Raw genomic sequence first — 16611 nt, 5'->3', positions numbered from 1 at the left:
TTTTTATGAAATTTATTATTTTAGGTTGTGGCAGTTCAATGGGTGTACCTAGACCAGATGGTTTTTTTGGCAATTGTGATCCTAAAAATAAAAAAAATTATAGAACAAGATGTTCTGCTTTAATCAAAACATCTAATGAAAATATTTTAATTGATACTTCGCCTGATTTGAGACAGCAGTTGTTAAGACATAATATAAAAAAAATTTCTAAAGTTCTTTATTCTCATATGCATGGTGATCAAACTCACGGTATAAATGATTTAAGATCCTTTTTTATTAATTCAAAAAAACAAATTGATGTTTATGCAGATAAAGATACGTCAAAATATTTAACAAATTCTTTTTCTTACATTTTTAAAAGCTATTCCAAAGAATACCCAGCTACATTAAATCTAAAAAAACTTAAAAATACAATTATTACTAAAGATAAAAATAAAACTATTAATATAAAATCTATAAAAGTTGCTCATGGTAAAGTAAAATCTAATTGTTTCGTTATAGATAAAAAAATTGCTTATATTAGTGATGTTAGTGAAATTTACTCTAAAGATTACAAATATTTTAAAAATCTAAAATATTTAATTGTTGATTGTCTTTGGTATAATTTTCATCCTTCGCATTTTAACTTAGAAAAAGCTTTATCAATCATAAAATTATTTAAACCTAAAAATGCTATTCTTACAAATTTGTCACCAGTTCTAGATTACAAAGTGTTAAAAAAAATTTTACCTAAAAATATAATACCAGCTCATGATGGGCTTACTATAAATTTATAGTAGACTTTCAATTTTACTAATTATTTTTTTTGACAAAGGTTTTGTAAAAGAAGCATAAGTATCTTCAACTTTACCTTCTTTATTTATTAAAATTTTATGAAAATTCCATTTTGGAACTGCTGATTTTCCATGGTTATCTTTTGCCCATTTGAAAATTTCATGTGCATCATCTCCTTTAACTTCATTTAAAGCTGTCATTGGAAAATCTATATTAAAATTTACTTCACAAAATTCTTTGATTTCTTTATTATCATCTTTTTCTTGATTGAAAGAATTAGAAGGGACACCCAAAACAATTAAACCCTTTGATTTATATTTGTCCCATAATTCCTGAAGATCGTCATATTGCTTTGTAAAACCACAATAACTGGCGGTATTTACCATGAGTATAACTTTGTTTTTATAAATATTAAGATCAATTATTTCTCCTGTAATACCCTCAATTTTGAAATCAAAGAAAACTTTTTCATAATTTGCTGAAGCTGAATTTTTAAAAAAAAACATAAATATAGATAACAAAAATATTATTTTTCTCATTGATTAGGTTTATTTGGAGTAAGTAATATTAAAAAATAACCAAATAAAGTTGACAATAGTGATCCTGTTAAAACTCCTATTTTAACACCATCCATGTACTGCATATTTTCGACAAAAGCTAAATTTCCAACAAATAAGCTCATTGTAAAACCAATTCCAGTAAGAACACCAACACCATAAAAATTGTACCAACTTGTGTTGTTAGGCATTTGAGCTACTTTCAATTTTATAGATACATAAGAAAATACAAATACACCCAATTGTTTACCCAGAAATAATCCAAGCACAATACCTAGAGGAACTTTGTCCAGTAATGAAGCAAAAGATAGACCTTCCAAAGAAACTCCTGCATTTGCAAAAGCAAACAATGGCATTATTCCAAATGCAACATATGGTGAAATTGCATGTTCAATTTTAATTAATAAAGAAAAATCTTTTTCTTTTTTTCTGTGAGGAATTGTCATAGCTAGTAAAACACCTGCTATAGTGGCATGAATTCCTGAGTTGTGAGTGAAATCCCACAAAAACAAACCTACTATTAAATAAGGTAAAAATTTTTTGACGTTAAATTTATTTATAACCAATAAAATTATAAATGCTAAAAGCATCAATGATAAATATTTGATGCTTAAATCCCCTGAGTAAAATAATGCAATTATAACAATCGCACCTAAATCATCTATTATAGCTAAAGCAGTTAAAAACACTTTTAATGATAGTGGAACTCGTTTACCTAATAATGATAAAACTCCTAATGAAAATGCTATATCAGTTGCTGAGGGAATAGCCCATCCATTTAAAGTTGCACTATCTCCATAATTAATAAAAACATAAAATAATGCCGGTACAAGCATTCCTCCTACAGCAGCAATTATAGGTAAAAGAGCTTGTTTTATATTTGAAAGTTCTCCTTGAAGAAACTCTCTTTTAATCTCTAATGTAACAAAAAAGAAAAATATTGCCATTAAGGCATCGTTGATCCAATGTATAACTGATAATTTTAACCCAAAATTATTTATTCCTATAAATAAATATTTATTTAAAGTTGAGAAATATAATTCTGCTAATCCTGAGTTACTTATAATTAAAGCAATTACTGCTGCGAATAGTAAAACAAGTCCGCTTGCTGCCTCTAGTTTAAAAAACCATTTAAAAGGTCTTGATAAATAATTAATCATAAGAATTTTAAGATAAGTCTATAATAAATAGTTTTATATCTTTCAATGTTTCATAAAGGTTAAAAAGAATAATTTCTAAACCTGGAAAAATATTAATTAAAGGTGTTTTTAAAGTATCCAATAAAATAATTAAAGCTATTAAAGAAATTAAAAAAACAACCAAATAACTAAAAAATTTACTTACTTTGTTAACTGATTTTTCTGTTTTTAATTTTAAATCCTTTTTTTTTAAATCTTTTTTAATTTCAGTTTCTTTATTCTTATTCAAATCTTCATTTGAGGATAAATTATTATCTCCTATATCATTTGTTTTGGTATTTACTTGTTTTTCATTAATTTGATTAATATCCTCATTTATACTAATGTTTATGTTTTCTATTGGACTATTATTTTCAATTTTATAAAACCAGATACGATCACAATTACCACATTTTAATTCTCGTCCTTCAGAAGGAATTAAAGCTGGATCTATTTTAAATTTTTTTTTGTTTTCACAAGGACAAGTGATAATCATCCCATGTTATATAACAGATTTTTATTAAATTTCTTTTATTTTGATATCTTTATTATTTGAAATTATTAAGAACTACTGTATTAGTACTGAAATCGGAGTGTAGCGCAGCCTGGTAGCGCATCTGGTTTGGGACCAGAGGGTCGCAGGTTCGAATCCTGCCACTCCGACCACCATTTTATGAAAAAAGCTATAATTTATATTCCTAATAAAAATCCAATGCAATCTGGTCTTGCAAAAAATAATAAATGGATTTTAGAATTTAAAACTGAAGATCCAACAAAAAATCCTTTAATGGGATGGGAAAGTTCTTCAGATACTTTAACGGAGTTAAGACTTGAATTTTCCAACAAAGATCTAGCAATTAATTATGCTAAAAAAAAGAAAATTGATTATGAGCTAATTGAACCAAGAAAAAGAAAAACTGTAAAAAAATCTTACGCAGATAATTTTTTAAAATAATAAATGTTTAGATTTTTCACTGAAAAAAATTGGTTTTTATGGTCTTGGATTGGATCATTTATTATACTTTCATCTCTATGGATACAGGTAAAGATTGATGTAAAAATCAATGAATGGTTTGGTGAATTTTATGACATGATTCAAAAAGCTTTGGGAGCACCAAATTCAATTACAATAGATGAATATTGGGCTAGTCTTTTATCATTTATTACTTTAGCTGCGATGTATGTAGGGGTTGCCGTAATTGTGAGTTTTTTTACGTCTCATTATTTGTTTAGATGGAGAACAGCAATGGTGGAATGGTACCATAGTGTTTATGATAAAGCTCGAAAAATTGAAGGAGCAGCTCAAAGGGTTCAAGAAGATACTATAAAATTTTCACGAATAATGGAGTCCCTTGGCACGAGCTTGATAGAAGCGTTAATGATTTTAATAGAATTTATGCCAATTTTATTTGGTTTAAGTGTTGGAATACCAATTTTCTTTTTTGGTGACTGGGATTATGGATTAATTGTTGGTGCATTAATTTGGTCTGTAGGAGGAACTATATTTTTAATATTGCTTGGATTAATATTGAGATTAGTTGGAGTAGAATATGATCTTCAAAAAAAAGAAGCAGCGTATAGAAAAATTTTAGTTATTGCGGAAGACGACGGTAATATAAGACCTAAAACAATAGAGGAATTATTTGATGGTGTTAGAAGCATTCATTTTAAAAGCTACATAAGGTATTTGTACTTTAATATTGGCAGAATAGCTTATTTACAAGCTAATGTTTTATCTGCGTACGTTTTTTTAGCCCCAGCTATTGTGGCAGGTGCAGTAACATTAGGTGTTATGCAACAGATAATTAGAGCTTTTGGAAGAGTAGAAGGATCAATGCAATATATACTTAAAGCTTGGCCTACCATCATAGAGTTAGCAAGTGTTTACAAACGTTTACGAGAATTTGAAACAAAAATTCAACAAGAAGATTTACTGGACGAAAAAGTTTAATGACAATTGACAAAAAATTTATAAGTCAATTTGTAAAAGTAACTACTAAAGCAGCATTAGCCTCAAGTTATTTAGTTGGTAAAAATGATAAAATTTCAGCAGATAAAGCTGCTGTTGATGCTATGCGTAGTGAATTAAATAATATTAATATGAGAGGTAAAATTGTCATTGGTGAAGGAGAGCTTGATGAAGCACCAATGCTTTATATTGGTGAAAAAATTGGAACAAATAACGGACCAGAATTAGATATAGCAGTTGATCCTTTGGAGGGAACAAATTTTGCTGCTAAAAACTTACCAGGTGCTTTATCTGTAATTGCTGTTGCAGAAAAAACAAATCTTTTTAACGCACCTGAAACTTATATGGATAAAATAGCTACGGGAAAAGTGGAAAGAGGTGTAATTGATTTAGATTATTCAATATCAAAGAATATTAAAAATTTATCTGAATATAAAAATAAATCACCAGAACAAATGACAGCATGTATTTTGGATAGACCTAGGCATAAAAAAATTATTGATGAGCTTAAAGCTTTAAATGTCAAATTAAAACTTATCACAGATGGAGATGTTTCTGGGGCACTTTTGGTTTCCAAAGAAGAATACAATGTAGATATTTTTCTAGGAATTGGTGGTGGTCCTGAAGGGGTGTTGGCGGCTTCAGCCTTAGATACTTTAGGGTGTTTTTTTCAATGTAGGTTTTTATTTAAGACTGAAACAGATAAAAAAAGAGGTTATGCTATGGGAATTAGCGATTTTAATAAAAAATATGAATTAAATGAAATTATTTCTGGTGACTCAATTTTTTGTGCGACAGGTATAACAACAGGGGACCTTGTACAAGGAATAAAATTGGAAGAAAATAAATTTTATTCTGAAACCCTGATTACTCATAAATCATCTAACATAAATAAAATTATAAAAGAGGAACAATATATTTAATGAACTCAGTTTCCGGTAAAAACTGGGAAGAAATAAAAATTAATCTCAGATTATTTAATAAGCTTAAAACTGAAAACAACTTACCAAGTATAATTAATAAATTAATTCTTTCTAGAAATTTTGATGAAGAAGAAATTTATAATATAGAAAACAATATTGAATTAATAAATCCATTTTTAAAAACAAAAGATTTTGAGCATGTTTTTAAAACTTTAAAAAAAAATATTAAGAATAAAGAAAAAATTATCATAATCGGTGATTATGATGTAGATGGGTTAGTCTCAACCTCATTATTTATTAAATTTTTAAAAATATTAGATTATCCATTCGATTTTTATATTCCAGATAGATTAACAGATGGATATGGAGCAAGTTTAAATTTAATTAAAAAAATTTTAAAAAAAAAACCAAAATTAGTTGTAATGCTTGATTGTGGGTCAAACTCAAGAGATTCCGTAGATTTATTAAATTTAAATAAGATAGATACAATAATTATTGATCATCATGAAGTATATGAGCCTTATCCTGTAACTAAAAATTTCATAAATCCAAAAAAAAAATGTGATTATAGAAATTATAGTTATTTTTGTTCATCAGCTCTTACTTATTACTTAATTGATTTTTATTTTAAAAAAGAGAACTTAACTAATACATTTAAAAAAAACCTAATTTATGTACTACTTGCAACAGTTTGTGATGTAATGCCATTAAGATATTTAAATAGAGTTTTGGCAAAAAGTGTTTTGCAAAATCAAAAATACTTTAGTGATTATTTCTTTAGGAAAATATTAAGTATATCTAAAAAAAAACACTCTTTAAATATAGAAGATTTTGCTTTTTTAATTGGCCCGATAATAAATTCAACTGGGAGAATTGGAGATCCAAATAAAGCAATTAATTTATTAATATCAAGTGATAATGAAGTTATTGAAAAATTAACAAATGAATTATTCTTTTTGAATGAAAAAAGAAAAAAAATTGAGGAAAATATATTAAAAAAAATAAATTTTTCTAAATCAAATTTTAAAAATAAAGATGTAATTTTTTTAACATTGAATTCAATTCATGAGGGATTAATTGGAATAATTGCTTCAAAAATAAAAGACTACTTTGAGAAGCCTTGCATAATTTTTACAGAATCTGGAAATAATTTAAAAGGCTCTGCTAGATCTACAGAAAACTTTAATATAGGTCATCTAATTAAAGATGGTATTAATAAAAATATAATTAAGAAAGGTGGAGGTCATAATCTGGCTGCTGGATTATTAATTGAAAAAAATAAACTTAATCAATTAAAAAATTTTATATTAACTTCTTACGCAAAAAAAATTAAGAATTCTTTTACTAAAGAATATATTGCAAAAATATCACCAAGTTCAATAAACCAAAATTTTTTTAATGACTTATCATTAATGGGTCCTTTTGGATCAAATAATCAAGACCCCGTTTTTTTAATAGAAAATGTTAAAGTAATAAAACCTAAAATAATTAAAAATAAATTTCTAAGCTGTATTTTACAATCTAGACAAGGAAAATCTGTTTTTGCTATGTCTTTTAATTTTATTAATTCAGAAATAACGAATTATTTAATTAATTATAAAAAAGAAATAAAAATTTTAGCTCAAATAAAACAAAATAATTGGAATAATAAAAAAACAATTCAATTAAATATTTTAGATGTTGCTATTTAACAACGATTAAAGCTTGATTAATAAGTCTTTATGCAATAAAAAGCTCGCATTCGGTCCCTTCGTCTATCGGTTAGGACACGTGGTTTTCATCCTCGAAAGAGGGGTTCGATTCCCCTAGGGACCGCCATTAATTTCTTTATAATTTTCATCCCAAACCTTTAGCCAATCAGGTTCAATAGATGGGACTGTTCTTGATATATGATAACTAATTGATTTAATTGGAGCTAAACATAATTCTTTATCAAAAATTTCATGTAAAGGCTTTTCAAAAGGATCGTTTTGGAACTCTCCTACAGATCTAATTTTGTCTCTATGTATATTAAGTATTTTTTTTGAAAAAATAAAAGTTAATAGTGTCTCTTTTACAATTCTCCATCTATAATTTTTTCCAATAAAAATTGAGGTGATATAATCTCTATCATAATAAAAAACATAATCTGATGGAGTTAAAAATATATCTCTATCTGTTTGCGTGGTAATTCTAGAATAAGAGTAAAGGAGTTCTTCAATTGAGTCTATTTTAAATATATAATCATCCTCTACAAAAAAAATTAAATCTTCTGATTTTTCTGCTTGATCACAGCATTCAAGATATGTGCCTCTATTACCATTTATTTTACTCTTGATGATATTGGTTTCAAACTTATCATTTAACAAAATTTTTTTTAATTGATTATTAAATTCATTAGAGGATTTGTCATATATTAGGTTTAAAGAAATGTTTAAATTATTATATTTTAAAAAATTTAAAATTGATTTTTTTAAACTAATTAAAGATACTTTAATCAAAATTTCCTTATTTATATTTGGAATAATCCTTTTCCATTTTCCTGGTGAATTCCAAAGAGCTACATCAGGGGAAAATCTATAATAAATATCTAATTTTTTAATCTTTCTAGAAAAATCTAAATAACCTGATGAAAGTAAAATTGATTTATTATTAAATTTAAAATAGTTTTCAGCTTTTTGATTTAGTTTTGGATTAATCAATTCAAAAGTTTCTTTATCCAAAGCATAGATGTTTAATAATTTTAATAATAATCTTTTTAATTTATTTTGTTTTAATAATTTTCGTTTAAACATGTATTTTTAATAATAAAATAATATTATGAATTTTTATGTATATTTAATTTGCACTAAAAACAACAATAATTCATTGATAAGCTACGTAGGTTATACCAATGATATAAAAAAAAGAATTAATCTTCATAACTCATCTAAAGGAGCAAAATTCACTAGGGGAAGAAAATGGAAACTAATATATAAAAAAAAATTTAAAAACAAGGTTGAGGCTATGAAATATGAGTATATTCTTAAAAGAAATTATAATCTTAGAAAAAACTTAAAACAGCTTTTTTTAAAAAATGAAAAAAATTAAAATTTTACATATAACTGATTTTCATTTTAGACATAATGGTAGATTATTTTATTCTTCAGGAAAAAAAATTAATAACGGATTAATTTTAAATGGTCATAACGTTTTAAATATTTCGGATAGAGACATTACAAATCAAAGAAAATCAATTTTTGATATTGGCGGTAAGAAACATCTATTTAATTTAATTGTTGAAAATATAAAAAATTTTAGACCTAATATGATATTACTTGGTCATGTTGATAGATTAAGTTATTTAGACTTTATTGAATTAAAAAATAGATATAAGCAAATAAAATTTGGGCAATGGTTTTTAGACCCACTTATTAAAACAGGGCCAGATTTTGAAAAAAACAAATCTAGATTTTTTTTAAAGTATCAATTTTGTGATGCTAATTTTGTTACTACATCACCAAGTTCATTAAATTTTGTAAATAATGATAGAACATTTTTTATTCCAAACCCAATAGATCCATCTATTGATGTTTATAAAAATCATTTATTTAAAAATGAAATTGATGTTTTCATTGCAATAAGTCATGGACAACATAGGGGAATTTTAAAAGATGGTTATAAGGATAAAAGAACCAAATTTATTGATAAATTAACAAAAAAAGCAACCTACAATATCTTCGGATATAACAAAAATCCAATTTGGGGACAAAAATTTTTTGATGAACTTAATAAATGTTCAATGGCAATTAATTTAAGTAGAGGTAAACCAATCAAATATTATTCAAGTGATAGAATATCAGCTTTACTAGGAAATGGTTTATTAACATTTATAGATGAAAAATATCAATATCAAAAACTTTTTACAAAAAAAGAAATTGTAACTTTCAAAAATATAAATGATCTTAATAAAAAAATCTTATTTTATAAAAAATTCAAAAAATTACAAAAAAAAATAGCATCAAATGGATATAGAAAAGCACATAAGATTTTTAATAATAAATTAATATCAAATTTCATTGTTAACAAAACAATGGGGTATGAAATAAAAAAAAAATATAGTTGGATGGATGACTAGATATTTGATTTTTAGAACTGACAGAATAGGTGATTTTATTTTTTCACGTATAATAACTGATGCAATTAAAAAACAAAATTCATCGAATAAAATTGATTTTGTATGCTCAAAATATAATTCTAATTATGTGAAAAATTATAAAGATATAAACAAAATTTATATTCTTGATAAAAGTAATTTAAAAATTATGCTTAAAAACCTACTGGAAATTAACTCAATTAAATATGACAAAATATTAGTACTAGATGGAAAGAGAAGATCAATATTATTTTCAATTTTTTTAAATTCAAAATTCAAGCTTGCTGTAATCAAAGATTGGCGACCTTTATTGATTTTAAAATTATTTTTTAATAAATTTTTAATCAATTCAGAAATAAAAAGTCAGTTTGATAACTTTGTGTCTGTAGCAAACATAATTGATTTAAAAGTTAATAAAAAAATTGATTATTATCATAGCTATAAATTCAAAAAAAATAATAAAAAATGTTTAAAACCTAATTATACATTATTGCATCTGGATGAAAAATGGTTTGAAAATTATTATTATAAAGACTTTGATTATATGAATTTAAATGAAAAAAATTTTAAATTACTTATTGATACAATTTTTAAAAAGTTTAAAAAAAACATTTTAATAACAACTGGTTCAATAAAAATACCATTGCTTGAAAAAATATTAAAAAAATATTTTAAAAAAATAGATGATAATGAATTTATCTCAATTAAACATAAAAATAAATTAAGATTTATTAACAACACAGATTTCCAAGATCTAGAAAATATAGTTAAAAAAGCTAATAATTTAATTTGTTGTGAGGGAGCAATTAGTCACGTTTCACACGCTCTTGGTATTAATACAATTGCATTAGTTAACTATACTGGAATTAATACTGGAGTTTTCTGGACAAGTCATATGAATAAAATTAAATTATTATATAGAGATGATATAAAAATTGTTTGTAAATTAATAAGCAAAATTAAGTAAAATTAATATTAATTAAATGCAAACAAAAATTTATTTTATTGAATCTTCCTCAAATTTTGATTTCACTGATTTAAATTCTCCACATATTGCGGGATCTGAAAAAACTCTCATAAATATTTCTCTTGAACTGTCTAAAAATAAAAACTTGCTTATTAAAGTCTTTAATAAAAGTGAAAATCTTAGAAATTTAGAAAATTTAATTTGGTCAAATATCAATAATATTAATTCTTTAGATGTTCCAGATTATTTAATAGCTATGTCTGATGCTAATTTGTTATCAAAAATCAATTGTAAAAAAAAATTTTTATGGTCTCATAGTGTTCAACCAATTGAAAAATTTATTAGAAAAAAGCAACTTTTTCCATTCTTAATTAATAAACCAATTTTATTACTTGAAGGAATGTATCACTTTAAAACTAGAAGTTTTTTAACATCAATTTTTGGAAAAAAAATCCTACCAATTGCTACAGATTATGATTTTATAAACACAAATGTTAACAAAGATTTTATACCTTTCAAAAGAGCAATTTTTACAACTAGATCAGATCGTAACTTAAATTTCTTACTAGAATGCTGGAAAGAAATTAAAAAAAAATCTCCAGATGCTGAATTATATATAAATCCTCCTTATGATTTATCTATGGAGGACAAAAAAAATAATATTTTTTTAAGAAAAAAAGGTAATAAAAATGATTTAATTCAAGATCTACTAAACTCTAGAGTAATGTTAAATCCTGGCCATAAAGGGGAGGTATTTTGTTTGGCTGCAGAAGAGGCAAGAGAATTGTGTTTGCCCTTAATTACTATGGGGTATGGAAGTTTATATGAAAGAGTAGAGCATGATATAACTGGTTATTTGGCAAAAAATAAAGAGGAATTTATAAACTACGCTTCACAAATTTTAAATGATGATACAATTTATTTAAACTTAAAAAAAAAATTATATCAAAAAAGAAATTTCAGATCCTATAAAAATGTTGCAGTGGATTTATTAAAGATTTTAAATGAAAGTTAAAGATATCGTAATACTTGTTGGGGGTAAGGGTTCAAGAATTAGTAGATTTACAAATAAAATCCCTAAACCATTAATTAAAATAGGATCTAAACCTTTCCTTGATCAATTAATTTTAAAACTTATAAAATATAATTTTAATAATATTTATTTACTTTGCTCATATAAAAAAAAAATTTTTTTTTCAAAATATCATAAAAAAAAAATACATAACTCTTTAATTACATGTATTGATGAAGGAACTCAAAAAGGTACTGCGGGAGCACTTTACAAATTAAGAAATAAATTAAAAAATAATTTTATTTTAATGAATGGTGACACTTATTTCGATATTGATTTAAATGTAATTATGAAAATGAATATAATTAATCAAATTGGTGTGATGGCCCTTACATACTCAAAAAATTTAATAAATAATAATAAAATCAACAGGATTAGTTTAAATAAAAATGAAACAATAGAATATACGAAAAATAAATCTAGATTATCTAATGGAGGAATATATCTTTTTAAAAAACAGATATTTGAATTCATAAAAAATAAAGAACAATCATTAGAAAATGAAGTTTTAAATGAACTAATTAATAAAAAAAAAATTAAAGGTATTTTATTTTCAGAAAAAATTATAGATATTGGTTCTTATCAAAATTTAAAAATAATAAAAAAACAATATAAACTTTTAAAAAATAAAGCTTTTTTTTTAGATAGAGATGGTGTTCTAAATAAAGATAATGGATACATATTAAATTTTTCTAAATTTAAATTTTTATCTGGTGTTAAAAAAGCTATTCATTATTTAAATGAAAAAAAATTTTTAGTTATTATTTTAACTAATCAAGCTGCGGTAGGGAAAGGGTTGATTACTGAAAAAAAATTAAAAGATATTCATCTAAAAATGTCGAAAGAAATTAATAATTACAATGAAGCTAAAATAGATGATATTTATTATGCACCTTATTATAAGCATTCAAGACATATAAAATATCGAAATAATTCTAGGGATAGAAAACCAAATATTGGAATGTTTGAAAAAGCGATAAAGAAATGGAATATTGATACTAAAAAAAGTTATTTTATAGGAGATAAAATAACTGATAGATTAGCATCAAAAAAAGCTTCTGTTAGATTTTACTACAAAAATAAAACTTCTTTGTATAAACAGATAAAAGATATCATAAAATGAATCGTAATATAAAAAATCACTATAAAGAAAGTTTAAGAGTATACAAATTATTAAGTAAAGAATTAAACAGGATAGAAGAAATTTCTAATTTTTTAACAAACATTATAAGAAAAAAAAATAAAATTTATGTTTATGGAAATGGTGGTTCATTTGCTGATGGCTCTCATTTTGTTGGAGAATTAACAGCAACTTATGAAAATAGAAAAAGAAAACCTCTTCCTTTCTATTTACTAGGTTCAAATACAGCAGCCATTACAGCGTGGTCAAATGATTTTAATTTTAACGATTATATTGAAAGAGAGTTTTCTGGATATGCGAAAAAAGGTGATTGTCTGTTTCTGCTATCCACAAGTGGTGGAAATATAAAAAATAAACAATCTTTAAACCTAATAAAATTAGCTAAATATTGTAAAAAAAATAAAATTTATTTAATTTCTCTTCTTGGTAAAGGGGGAGGGGAATTAAAAAAATACTCTAATAAATCTATTATCATTCCATCAAATAAAACGGGATCAATTCAAGAAGCTCACAAAATGATACTCCATTCTATTTGTGCTTTCTTGGATAATTTATTTTTATGATAATTTGCAAAACCCCTTTTAGAGTATCATTGTTTGGCGGTGGTACTGATTTTCCTGAGTATTATTCTAAATTTGGTGGATGTGTTATAGGGGGAACTATTGATAAATTTTCTTACGTTACTGTAAGATATTTACCAAATGTTTTTAATTACAAACATAGAATTGTTTGGTCTAAAAATGAGACTGTTAATAATAGTGATGAAATAATTCATCCTATGGTAAAAGCTGTTTTTAAAGATTTAAAAATCAAAAAAGGATTAGAAATTCACTACCAAGGTGATTTACAAAAAAATTCTGGTCTTGGAACTAGCTCATCTTTTTGTGTTGGATTAATAAATGCGATACAAAATTTACAAAATAAACATATCTCTAAAAAAAAATTAGCTAAAAAAGCTATTTTTATTGAACAAAATAAACTTAATGAAAATTGTGGCTCACAAGATCAAGTATGGGCTTCATATGGTGGTTTTAATTTTATTAATTTTAAAAAAGATGGAAACTTTCAAGTTGATAATTTATCAATTTCCAAAAAAAATTTATTTTTATTAAACAATAATTTTTTTTTAATTTACACCGGTTTGCATAGATATTCTAATGATGTAGAAAAAGATAAAGTAAAATCTCTAGATAAAAATTTAATTACACTAGATAAAATCAAAAAAATTACTTTAAACTTTAAAGATGTTTTAAATCAAAATAATTCTATAGATATTGTTGGTGAAATGTTAAATGAATATTGGAATTTTAAAAAATCATTATCAAACAAAGTAACTAATAAAAATATAGATGAGATTTATAACTTGGCCATTAAATGTGGAGCTTCAGGTGGTAAAGTTATTGGATCAGGAGGGGGTGGTTTTGTTTTGGTTTATTGTAAAAAAAAATATCAAAAAAAATTATTTAAAAATTTTAATAAACTACCAATTATAAAGTTTAAATTTGTAAATAAAGGTAGTGAAATAATTTTTAAAAGTTAGAATTTAACTTTATTTAATGCGTTATTTTTAAATAAATTAGCTTCTTTTATGTATCTTCTAACCATTTCTGTTGATTTATGACCTGTCATATTCATTATACTTCTTTCTTCGGCACCAGCTTCGGCTGCAGATGTAGCAAATCCTGACCTCAAACTGTGACCTGCATATTTATTGCCATCCAAACCAGCTAAATTTGAGTATTTTTTGATTATTAAGGCTATAGTTTTATCTGAGACATTAAAAATTTTACCAGTTTTAATTTTTTGTTCATTCAACCAATTTTTTAAAGTTTTTACTGGACAATAAATTTCCTTATCGAAATATGGTATTGCTTTTATTGATCCTTCTCCAGATTGATCAGTTTTTGATCTTTTAATAAAAATTTTGACACCTTCATTAACGAATTCTAGATCATCATAATCAATATTTACTAATTCAGATCTTCTAAATCCTCCAGAAAAACCAATTAGCAGTATCGCTTTATCTCTTAATTTTTTATTAAAATTTCCTTTAGTATTGTCTAGTACATTAATAATTAATTTTAAATCATTGATTAATAATGGTTTTTTGCTTTTTTGATTAATACCTAATTTCCTTTTAATACCCATTAAATTTTCAACAATTATAGGATGTTTAGTGTCTAGATAATGGCCTTTTAATTTATGTAATATACCTATAGATGCAATCCTTCTTTTTAGAGTGCTGTATCTTGATGTAGATGAAAGATGAGTTAAATATAATGATAATATTTTTGGATTAGTTGGCATTTCTTTAAATCCATGTTGTCTGCAAAAATTTGAAAAATCTCTGAAATCAGCTTGGTAAGCTCTCAATGTATTTGAAGCTTTTGAGCTTTTTAAATTTTTGATTGTTTCAAATTCTAAATTTTTTATATTTATTAAATTATTCATAATTTCCGATAACCATTAATTATCGGAAATAATATATAAATAGAATTTATAAGTCAATATCTATATTTTAATTAATTATGATAAAAAAATCTAAACAACATCTTAATTCAGTTAACGAAAGTTATAGTGAGCACATGGTTGTAGCCACAAAAGTAAGTTTTATAATGCTAATTGGAGGTTTAATGGCTTTAATTCATGGATTTATACCAGCATTGTTTGAAAAAAGTGCAAGTGATAAGATTAAAAAATTATATAATTACATAAATCAAAAAAGATAATAATTACAATAATTTATAAAATATAATTAATATAAATGATTAGAAAAATTCAAAGAAAAGATAAAGAAAATTGGATAAAATTATATTGTGGATATGCTAGATTTTATAAAGTTCCTATGAAACAAGAGATTTTAGACACTTTATGGAGTTGGTTAAACGACGAAAATCATGTTGTTAATGGAATTTGTTACGAAATTGAGGATAAAATTGTTGGAATTGCACACTACAGAACAATGCCAAGACCAATTAAAGGTCAATATATCGGATTTTTAGATGATTTGTTTGTGGATGAACATTTTAGAGGCCAAAAAATAGCTCAAAAACTTATCAAACACTTAGAATCCTTATCTAAAGAAAATAATTGGGATGGAATTCGTTGGATAACCCACTCTTCCAATGAGACAGCAAAAAAAATATATGATAAAATTGCAAAAAACACAGGATTTGAATTATATGAACTTAAAAGGGACTAAATTTCAGATAAAGGTTTGGAATTACTTAAAAAAAATACCTAGAGGAGAAGTCAGAACTTACCTTCAGGTGGCGAAAGCTATTGGTAGGCCAAAAGCTCATAGAGCAGTAGCAAATGCAGTTGGTAAAAACCCATATCCTCCGAAAATACCTTGTCATAGGGTAATTAGGACCGATGGATCACTCGGAGGATACTCAGGAAAAGGTGGAATTAAGACTAAACTGCGTTTACTTAGATCTGAAAAAGTAGACATTTAAGGTTAAAAAAGTGTTGAAAATAAAGGTTTTTAATCAGTTTTCACACATAATCACGTAAATAGAGCTATTCACCCTTTAGTTGTACTATAGATCTAAATATAACTAAATAAATACCCTCTATGGGCGATTAAAGAGCATATTCTATTACTGCATTGCTCTATTTTTAAATGATTTCAATCCTTTTTTAATGTCTTAAATTTGCTTTATTTTAGAGTTTTTTTTAAGCCACCTGCCCTACAATTTTTGATGAAAAAGAATACTTTAGAATTCTATTAGTAAAAAACTGTTGAAATTAAACACTTTTAGAAATTTATATTATTTTAATCGCTTTTAACTAAATTTAGTGTTTTTTTTAAATCAATGTGACCCAAAAAAAGCCTTTAATATTAATTATTACAATTAAAAAACCGAAATATTACTCTACTTCACTACATATTAATGTATTTTTATATATTAAA

Annotated in this window: 20 protein-coding genes and 2 tRNA genes; 17 read left to right on the top strand and 5 right to left on the bottom strand. The window is 24.7% G+C overall.

The window, feature by feature from the left end:
• Positions 1-5: 5 nt before the first annotated feature.
• On the top strand, positions 6-776 hold the full coding sequence (locus ACTTBN_RS02790) for an MBL fold metallo-hydrolase (protein ID WP_440680878.1): 771 nt from the start codon (positions 6-8) through the stop codon (positions 774-776).
• Here ACTTBN_RS02790 and ACTTBN_RS02785 read toward each other — a convergent pair.
• Genes ACTTBN_RS02785 through ACTTBN_RS02775 form a run of 3 tightly spaced genes read right to left on the bottom strand, consistent with a single transcriptional unit; the run spans position 771 to position 3005 of the window.
• Positions 771-1313 (bottom strand): glutathione peroxidase, encoded by a 543-nt coding sequence (locus ACTTBN_RS02785; RefSeq protein WP_440680877.1) that lies wholly within the window; start codon positions 1311-1313, stop codon positions 771-773. The genes ACTTBN_RS02790 and ACTTBN_RS02785 overlap by 6 nt on opposite strands.
• The gene (nhaA, locus tag ACTTBN_RS02780) at positions 1310-2491 is read right to left on the bottom strand and encodes a Na+/H+ antiporter NhaA (RefSeq protein ID WP_440680876.1); all 1182 of its coding nucleotides are present in this window, start codon (positions 2489-2491) and stop codon (positions 1310-1312) included. The genes ACTTBN_RS02785 and nhaA overlap by 4 nt, the downstream gene beginning before the upstream one ends.
• A gap of 7 nt (positions 2492-2498) precedes the next feature.
• Complete coding sequence (locus ACTTBN_RS02775) at positions 2499-3005, bottom strand: zinc-ribbon domain-containing protein (RefSeq protein WP_440680875.1); 507 nt, start codon at positions 3003-3005, stop codon at positions 2499-2501.
• A 93-nt stretch (positions 3006-3098) separates the two neighbouring features.
• Between ACTTBN_RS02775 and ACTTBN_RS02770 the strand changes: the two genes are divergently transcribed.
• The 6 genes from ACTTBN_RS02770 to ACTTBN_RS02745 all read left to right on the top strand — a co-directional run bounded on the left by ACTTBN_RS02770 (position 3099) and on the right by ACTTBN_RS02745 (position 7219).
• Positions 3099-3175: transfer RNA gene (locus ACTTBN_RS02770), tRNA-Pro, on the top strand.
• Positions 3176-3182: 7 nt separating this feature from the next.
• Positions 3183-3464, top strand: coding sequence for an ETC complex I subunit (locus ACTTBN_RS02765; RefSeq protein ID WP_440680874.1), 282 nt, complete (start codon positions 3183-3185; stop codon positions 3462-3464).
• A gap of 3 nt (positions 3465-3467) precedes the next feature.
• Positions 3468-4460 (top strand): putative transporter, encoded by a 993-nt coding sequence (locus ACTTBN_RS02760; RefSeq protein WP_440680873.1) that lies wholly within the window; start codon positions 3468-3470, stop codon positions 4458-4460.
• On the top strand, positions 4460-5401 hold the full coding sequence (gene glpX, locus ACTTBN_RS02755; protein WP_440680872.1) for a class II fructose-bisphosphatase: 942 nt from the start codon (positions 4460-4462) through the stop codon (positions 5399-5401). The genes ACTTBN_RS02760 and glpX overlap by 1 nt, the downstream gene beginning before the upstream one ends.
• Complete coding sequence (locus ACTTBN_RS02750) at positions 5401-7092, top strand: single-stranded-DNA-specific exonuclease RecJ (protein ID WP_440680871.1); 1692 nt, start codon at positions 5401-5403, stop codon at positions 7090-7092. The genes glpX and ACTTBN_RS02750 overlap by 1 nt, the downstream gene beginning before the upstream one ends.
• Before the next feature lie 52 nt (positions 7093-7144).
• Positions 7145-7219 (top strand) — tRNA-Glu (locus tag ACTTBN_RS02745).
• Here ACTTBN_RS02745 and ACTTBN_RS02740 read toward each other — a convergent pair.
• On the bottom strand, positions 7207-8175 hold the full coding sequence (locus tag ACTTBN_RS02740) for a hypothetical protein (RefSeq protein ID WP_440680869.1): 969 nt from the start codon (positions 8173-8175) through the stop codon (positions 7207-7209). The genes ACTTBN_RS02745 and ACTTBN_RS02740 overlap by 13 nt on opposite strands.
• 25 nt (positions 8176-8200) lie before the next feature.
• Between ACTTBN_RS02740 and ACTTBN_RS02735 the strand changes: the two genes are divergently transcribed.
• Genes ACTTBN_RS02735 through ACTTBN_RS02705 form a run of 7 tightly spaced genes read left to right on the top strand, consistent with a single transcriptional unit; the run spans position 8201 to position 14235 of the window.
• Positions 8201-8470, top strand: a complete 270-nt coding sequence (locus tag ACTTBN_RS02735; RefSeq protein ID WP_440680868.1) for a GIY-YIG nuclease family protein — start codon at positions 8201-8203, stop codon at positions 8468-8470.
• The gene (locus tag ACTTBN_RS02730) at positions 8457-9497 is read left to right on the top strand and encodes a glycosyltransferase family protein (protein ID WP_440680867.1); all 1041 of its coding nucleotides are present in this window, start codon (positions 8457-8459) and stop codon (positions 9495-9497) included. Before ACTTBN_RS02735 ends, ACTTBN_RS02730 begins: the two co-directional genes overlap by 14 nt.
• Positions 9490-10482: a glycosyltransferase family 9 protein gene (locus ACTTBN_RS02725; protein WP_440680866.1), complete on the top strand. Its 993-nt coding sequence runs from the start codon at positions 9490-9492 to the stop codon at positions 10480-10482. The genes ACTTBN_RS02730 and ACTTBN_RS02725 overlap by 8 nt, the downstream gene beginning before the upstream one ends.
• Positions 10483-10498: 16 nt before the next feature.
• On the top strand, positions 10499-11497 hold the full coding sequence (locus ACTTBN_RS02720) for a glycosyltransferase (RefSeq protein WP_440680865.1): 999 nt from the start codon (positions 10499-10501) through the stop codon (positions 11495-11497).
• Positions 11487-12677 carry an HAD-IIIA family hydrolase gene (locus ACTTBN_RS02715; protein WP_440680864.1) on the top strand — a complete coding sequence of 397 codons (1191 nt, stop codon included), beginning with the start codon at positions 11487-11489 and terminating at the stop codon, positions 12675-12677. The genes ACTTBN_RS02720 and ACTTBN_RS02715 overlap by 11 nt, the downstream gene beginning before the upstream one ends.
• Positions 12674-13258 (top strand): D-sedoheptulose-7-phosphate isomerase, encoded by a 585-nt coding sequence (locus ACTTBN_RS02710; protein ID WP_440680863.1) that lies wholly within the window; start codon positions 12674-12676, stop codon positions 13256-13258. Before ACTTBN_RS02715 ends, ACTTBN_RS02710 begins: the two co-directional genes overlap by 4 nt.
• Positions 13255-14235, top strand: a complete 981-nt coding sequence (locus tag ACTTBN_RS02705) for a GHMP family kinase ATP-binding protein (RefSeq protein WP_440680862.1) — start codon at positions 13255-13257, stop codon at positions 14233-14235. The genes ACTTBN_RS02710 and ACTTBN_RS02705 overlap by 4 nt, the downstream gene beginning before the upstream one ends.
• On the opposite strand, the gene ACTTBN_RS02700 is transcribed toward ACTTBN_RS02705, so the two are convergent.
• Entirely contained in the window at positions 14232-15146 is a 915-nt protein-coding gene (locus ACTTBN_RS02700; protein WP_440680861.1) for a site-specific integrase, read from the bottom strand. The two genes, ACTTBN_RS02705 and ACTTBN_RS02700, sit on opposite strands and share 4 nt — an antisense overlap.
• Before the next feature lie 77 nt (positions 15147-15223).
• Here ACTTBN_RS02700 and ACTTBN_RS02695 point away from each other — a divergent pair, with 77 nt between their 5' ends.
• Genes ACTTBN_RS02695 through ACTTBN_RS02685 form a run of 3 tightly spaced genes read left to right on the top strand, consistent with a single transcriptional unit; the run spans position 15224 to position 16153 of the window.
• The gene (locus ACTTBN_RS02695; RefSeq protein ID WP_440680860.1) at positions 15224-15424 is read left to right on the top strand and encodes a DUF6356 family protein; all 201 of its coding nucleotides are present in this window, start codon (positions 15224-15226) and stop codon (positions 15422-15424) included.
• Positions 15425-15459: 35 nt separating this feature from the next.
• Positions 15460-15897 (top strand): N-acetyltransferase family protein, encoded by a 438-nt coding sequence (locus tag ACTTBN_RS02690; protein ID WP_440680859.1) that lies wholly within the window; start codon positions 15460-15462, stop codon positions 15895-15897.
• A complete protein-coding gene (locus tag ACTTBN_RS02685) occupies positions 15878-16153 on the top strand; it encodes a methylated-DNA--[protein]-cysteine S-methyltransferase (RefSeq protein ID WP_440680858.1) in 276 nt (91 codons plus the stop codon). The genes ACTTBN_RS02690 and ACTTBN_RS02685 overlap by 20 nt, the downstream gene beginning before the upstream one ends.
• Positions 16154-16611 lie beyond the last annotated feature (458 nt).

Origin of the sequence: Candidatus Pelagibacter sp. HIMB1623 (assembly GCF_052047695.1) — a bacterium.
Lineage (GTDB): Bacteria > Pseudomonadota > Alphaproteobacteria > Pelagibacterales > Pelagibacteraceae > Pelagibacter.
Note: the sequence above shows the minus strand (reverse complement) of the source record. Positions and strands in the feature narration are given on the sequence as shown.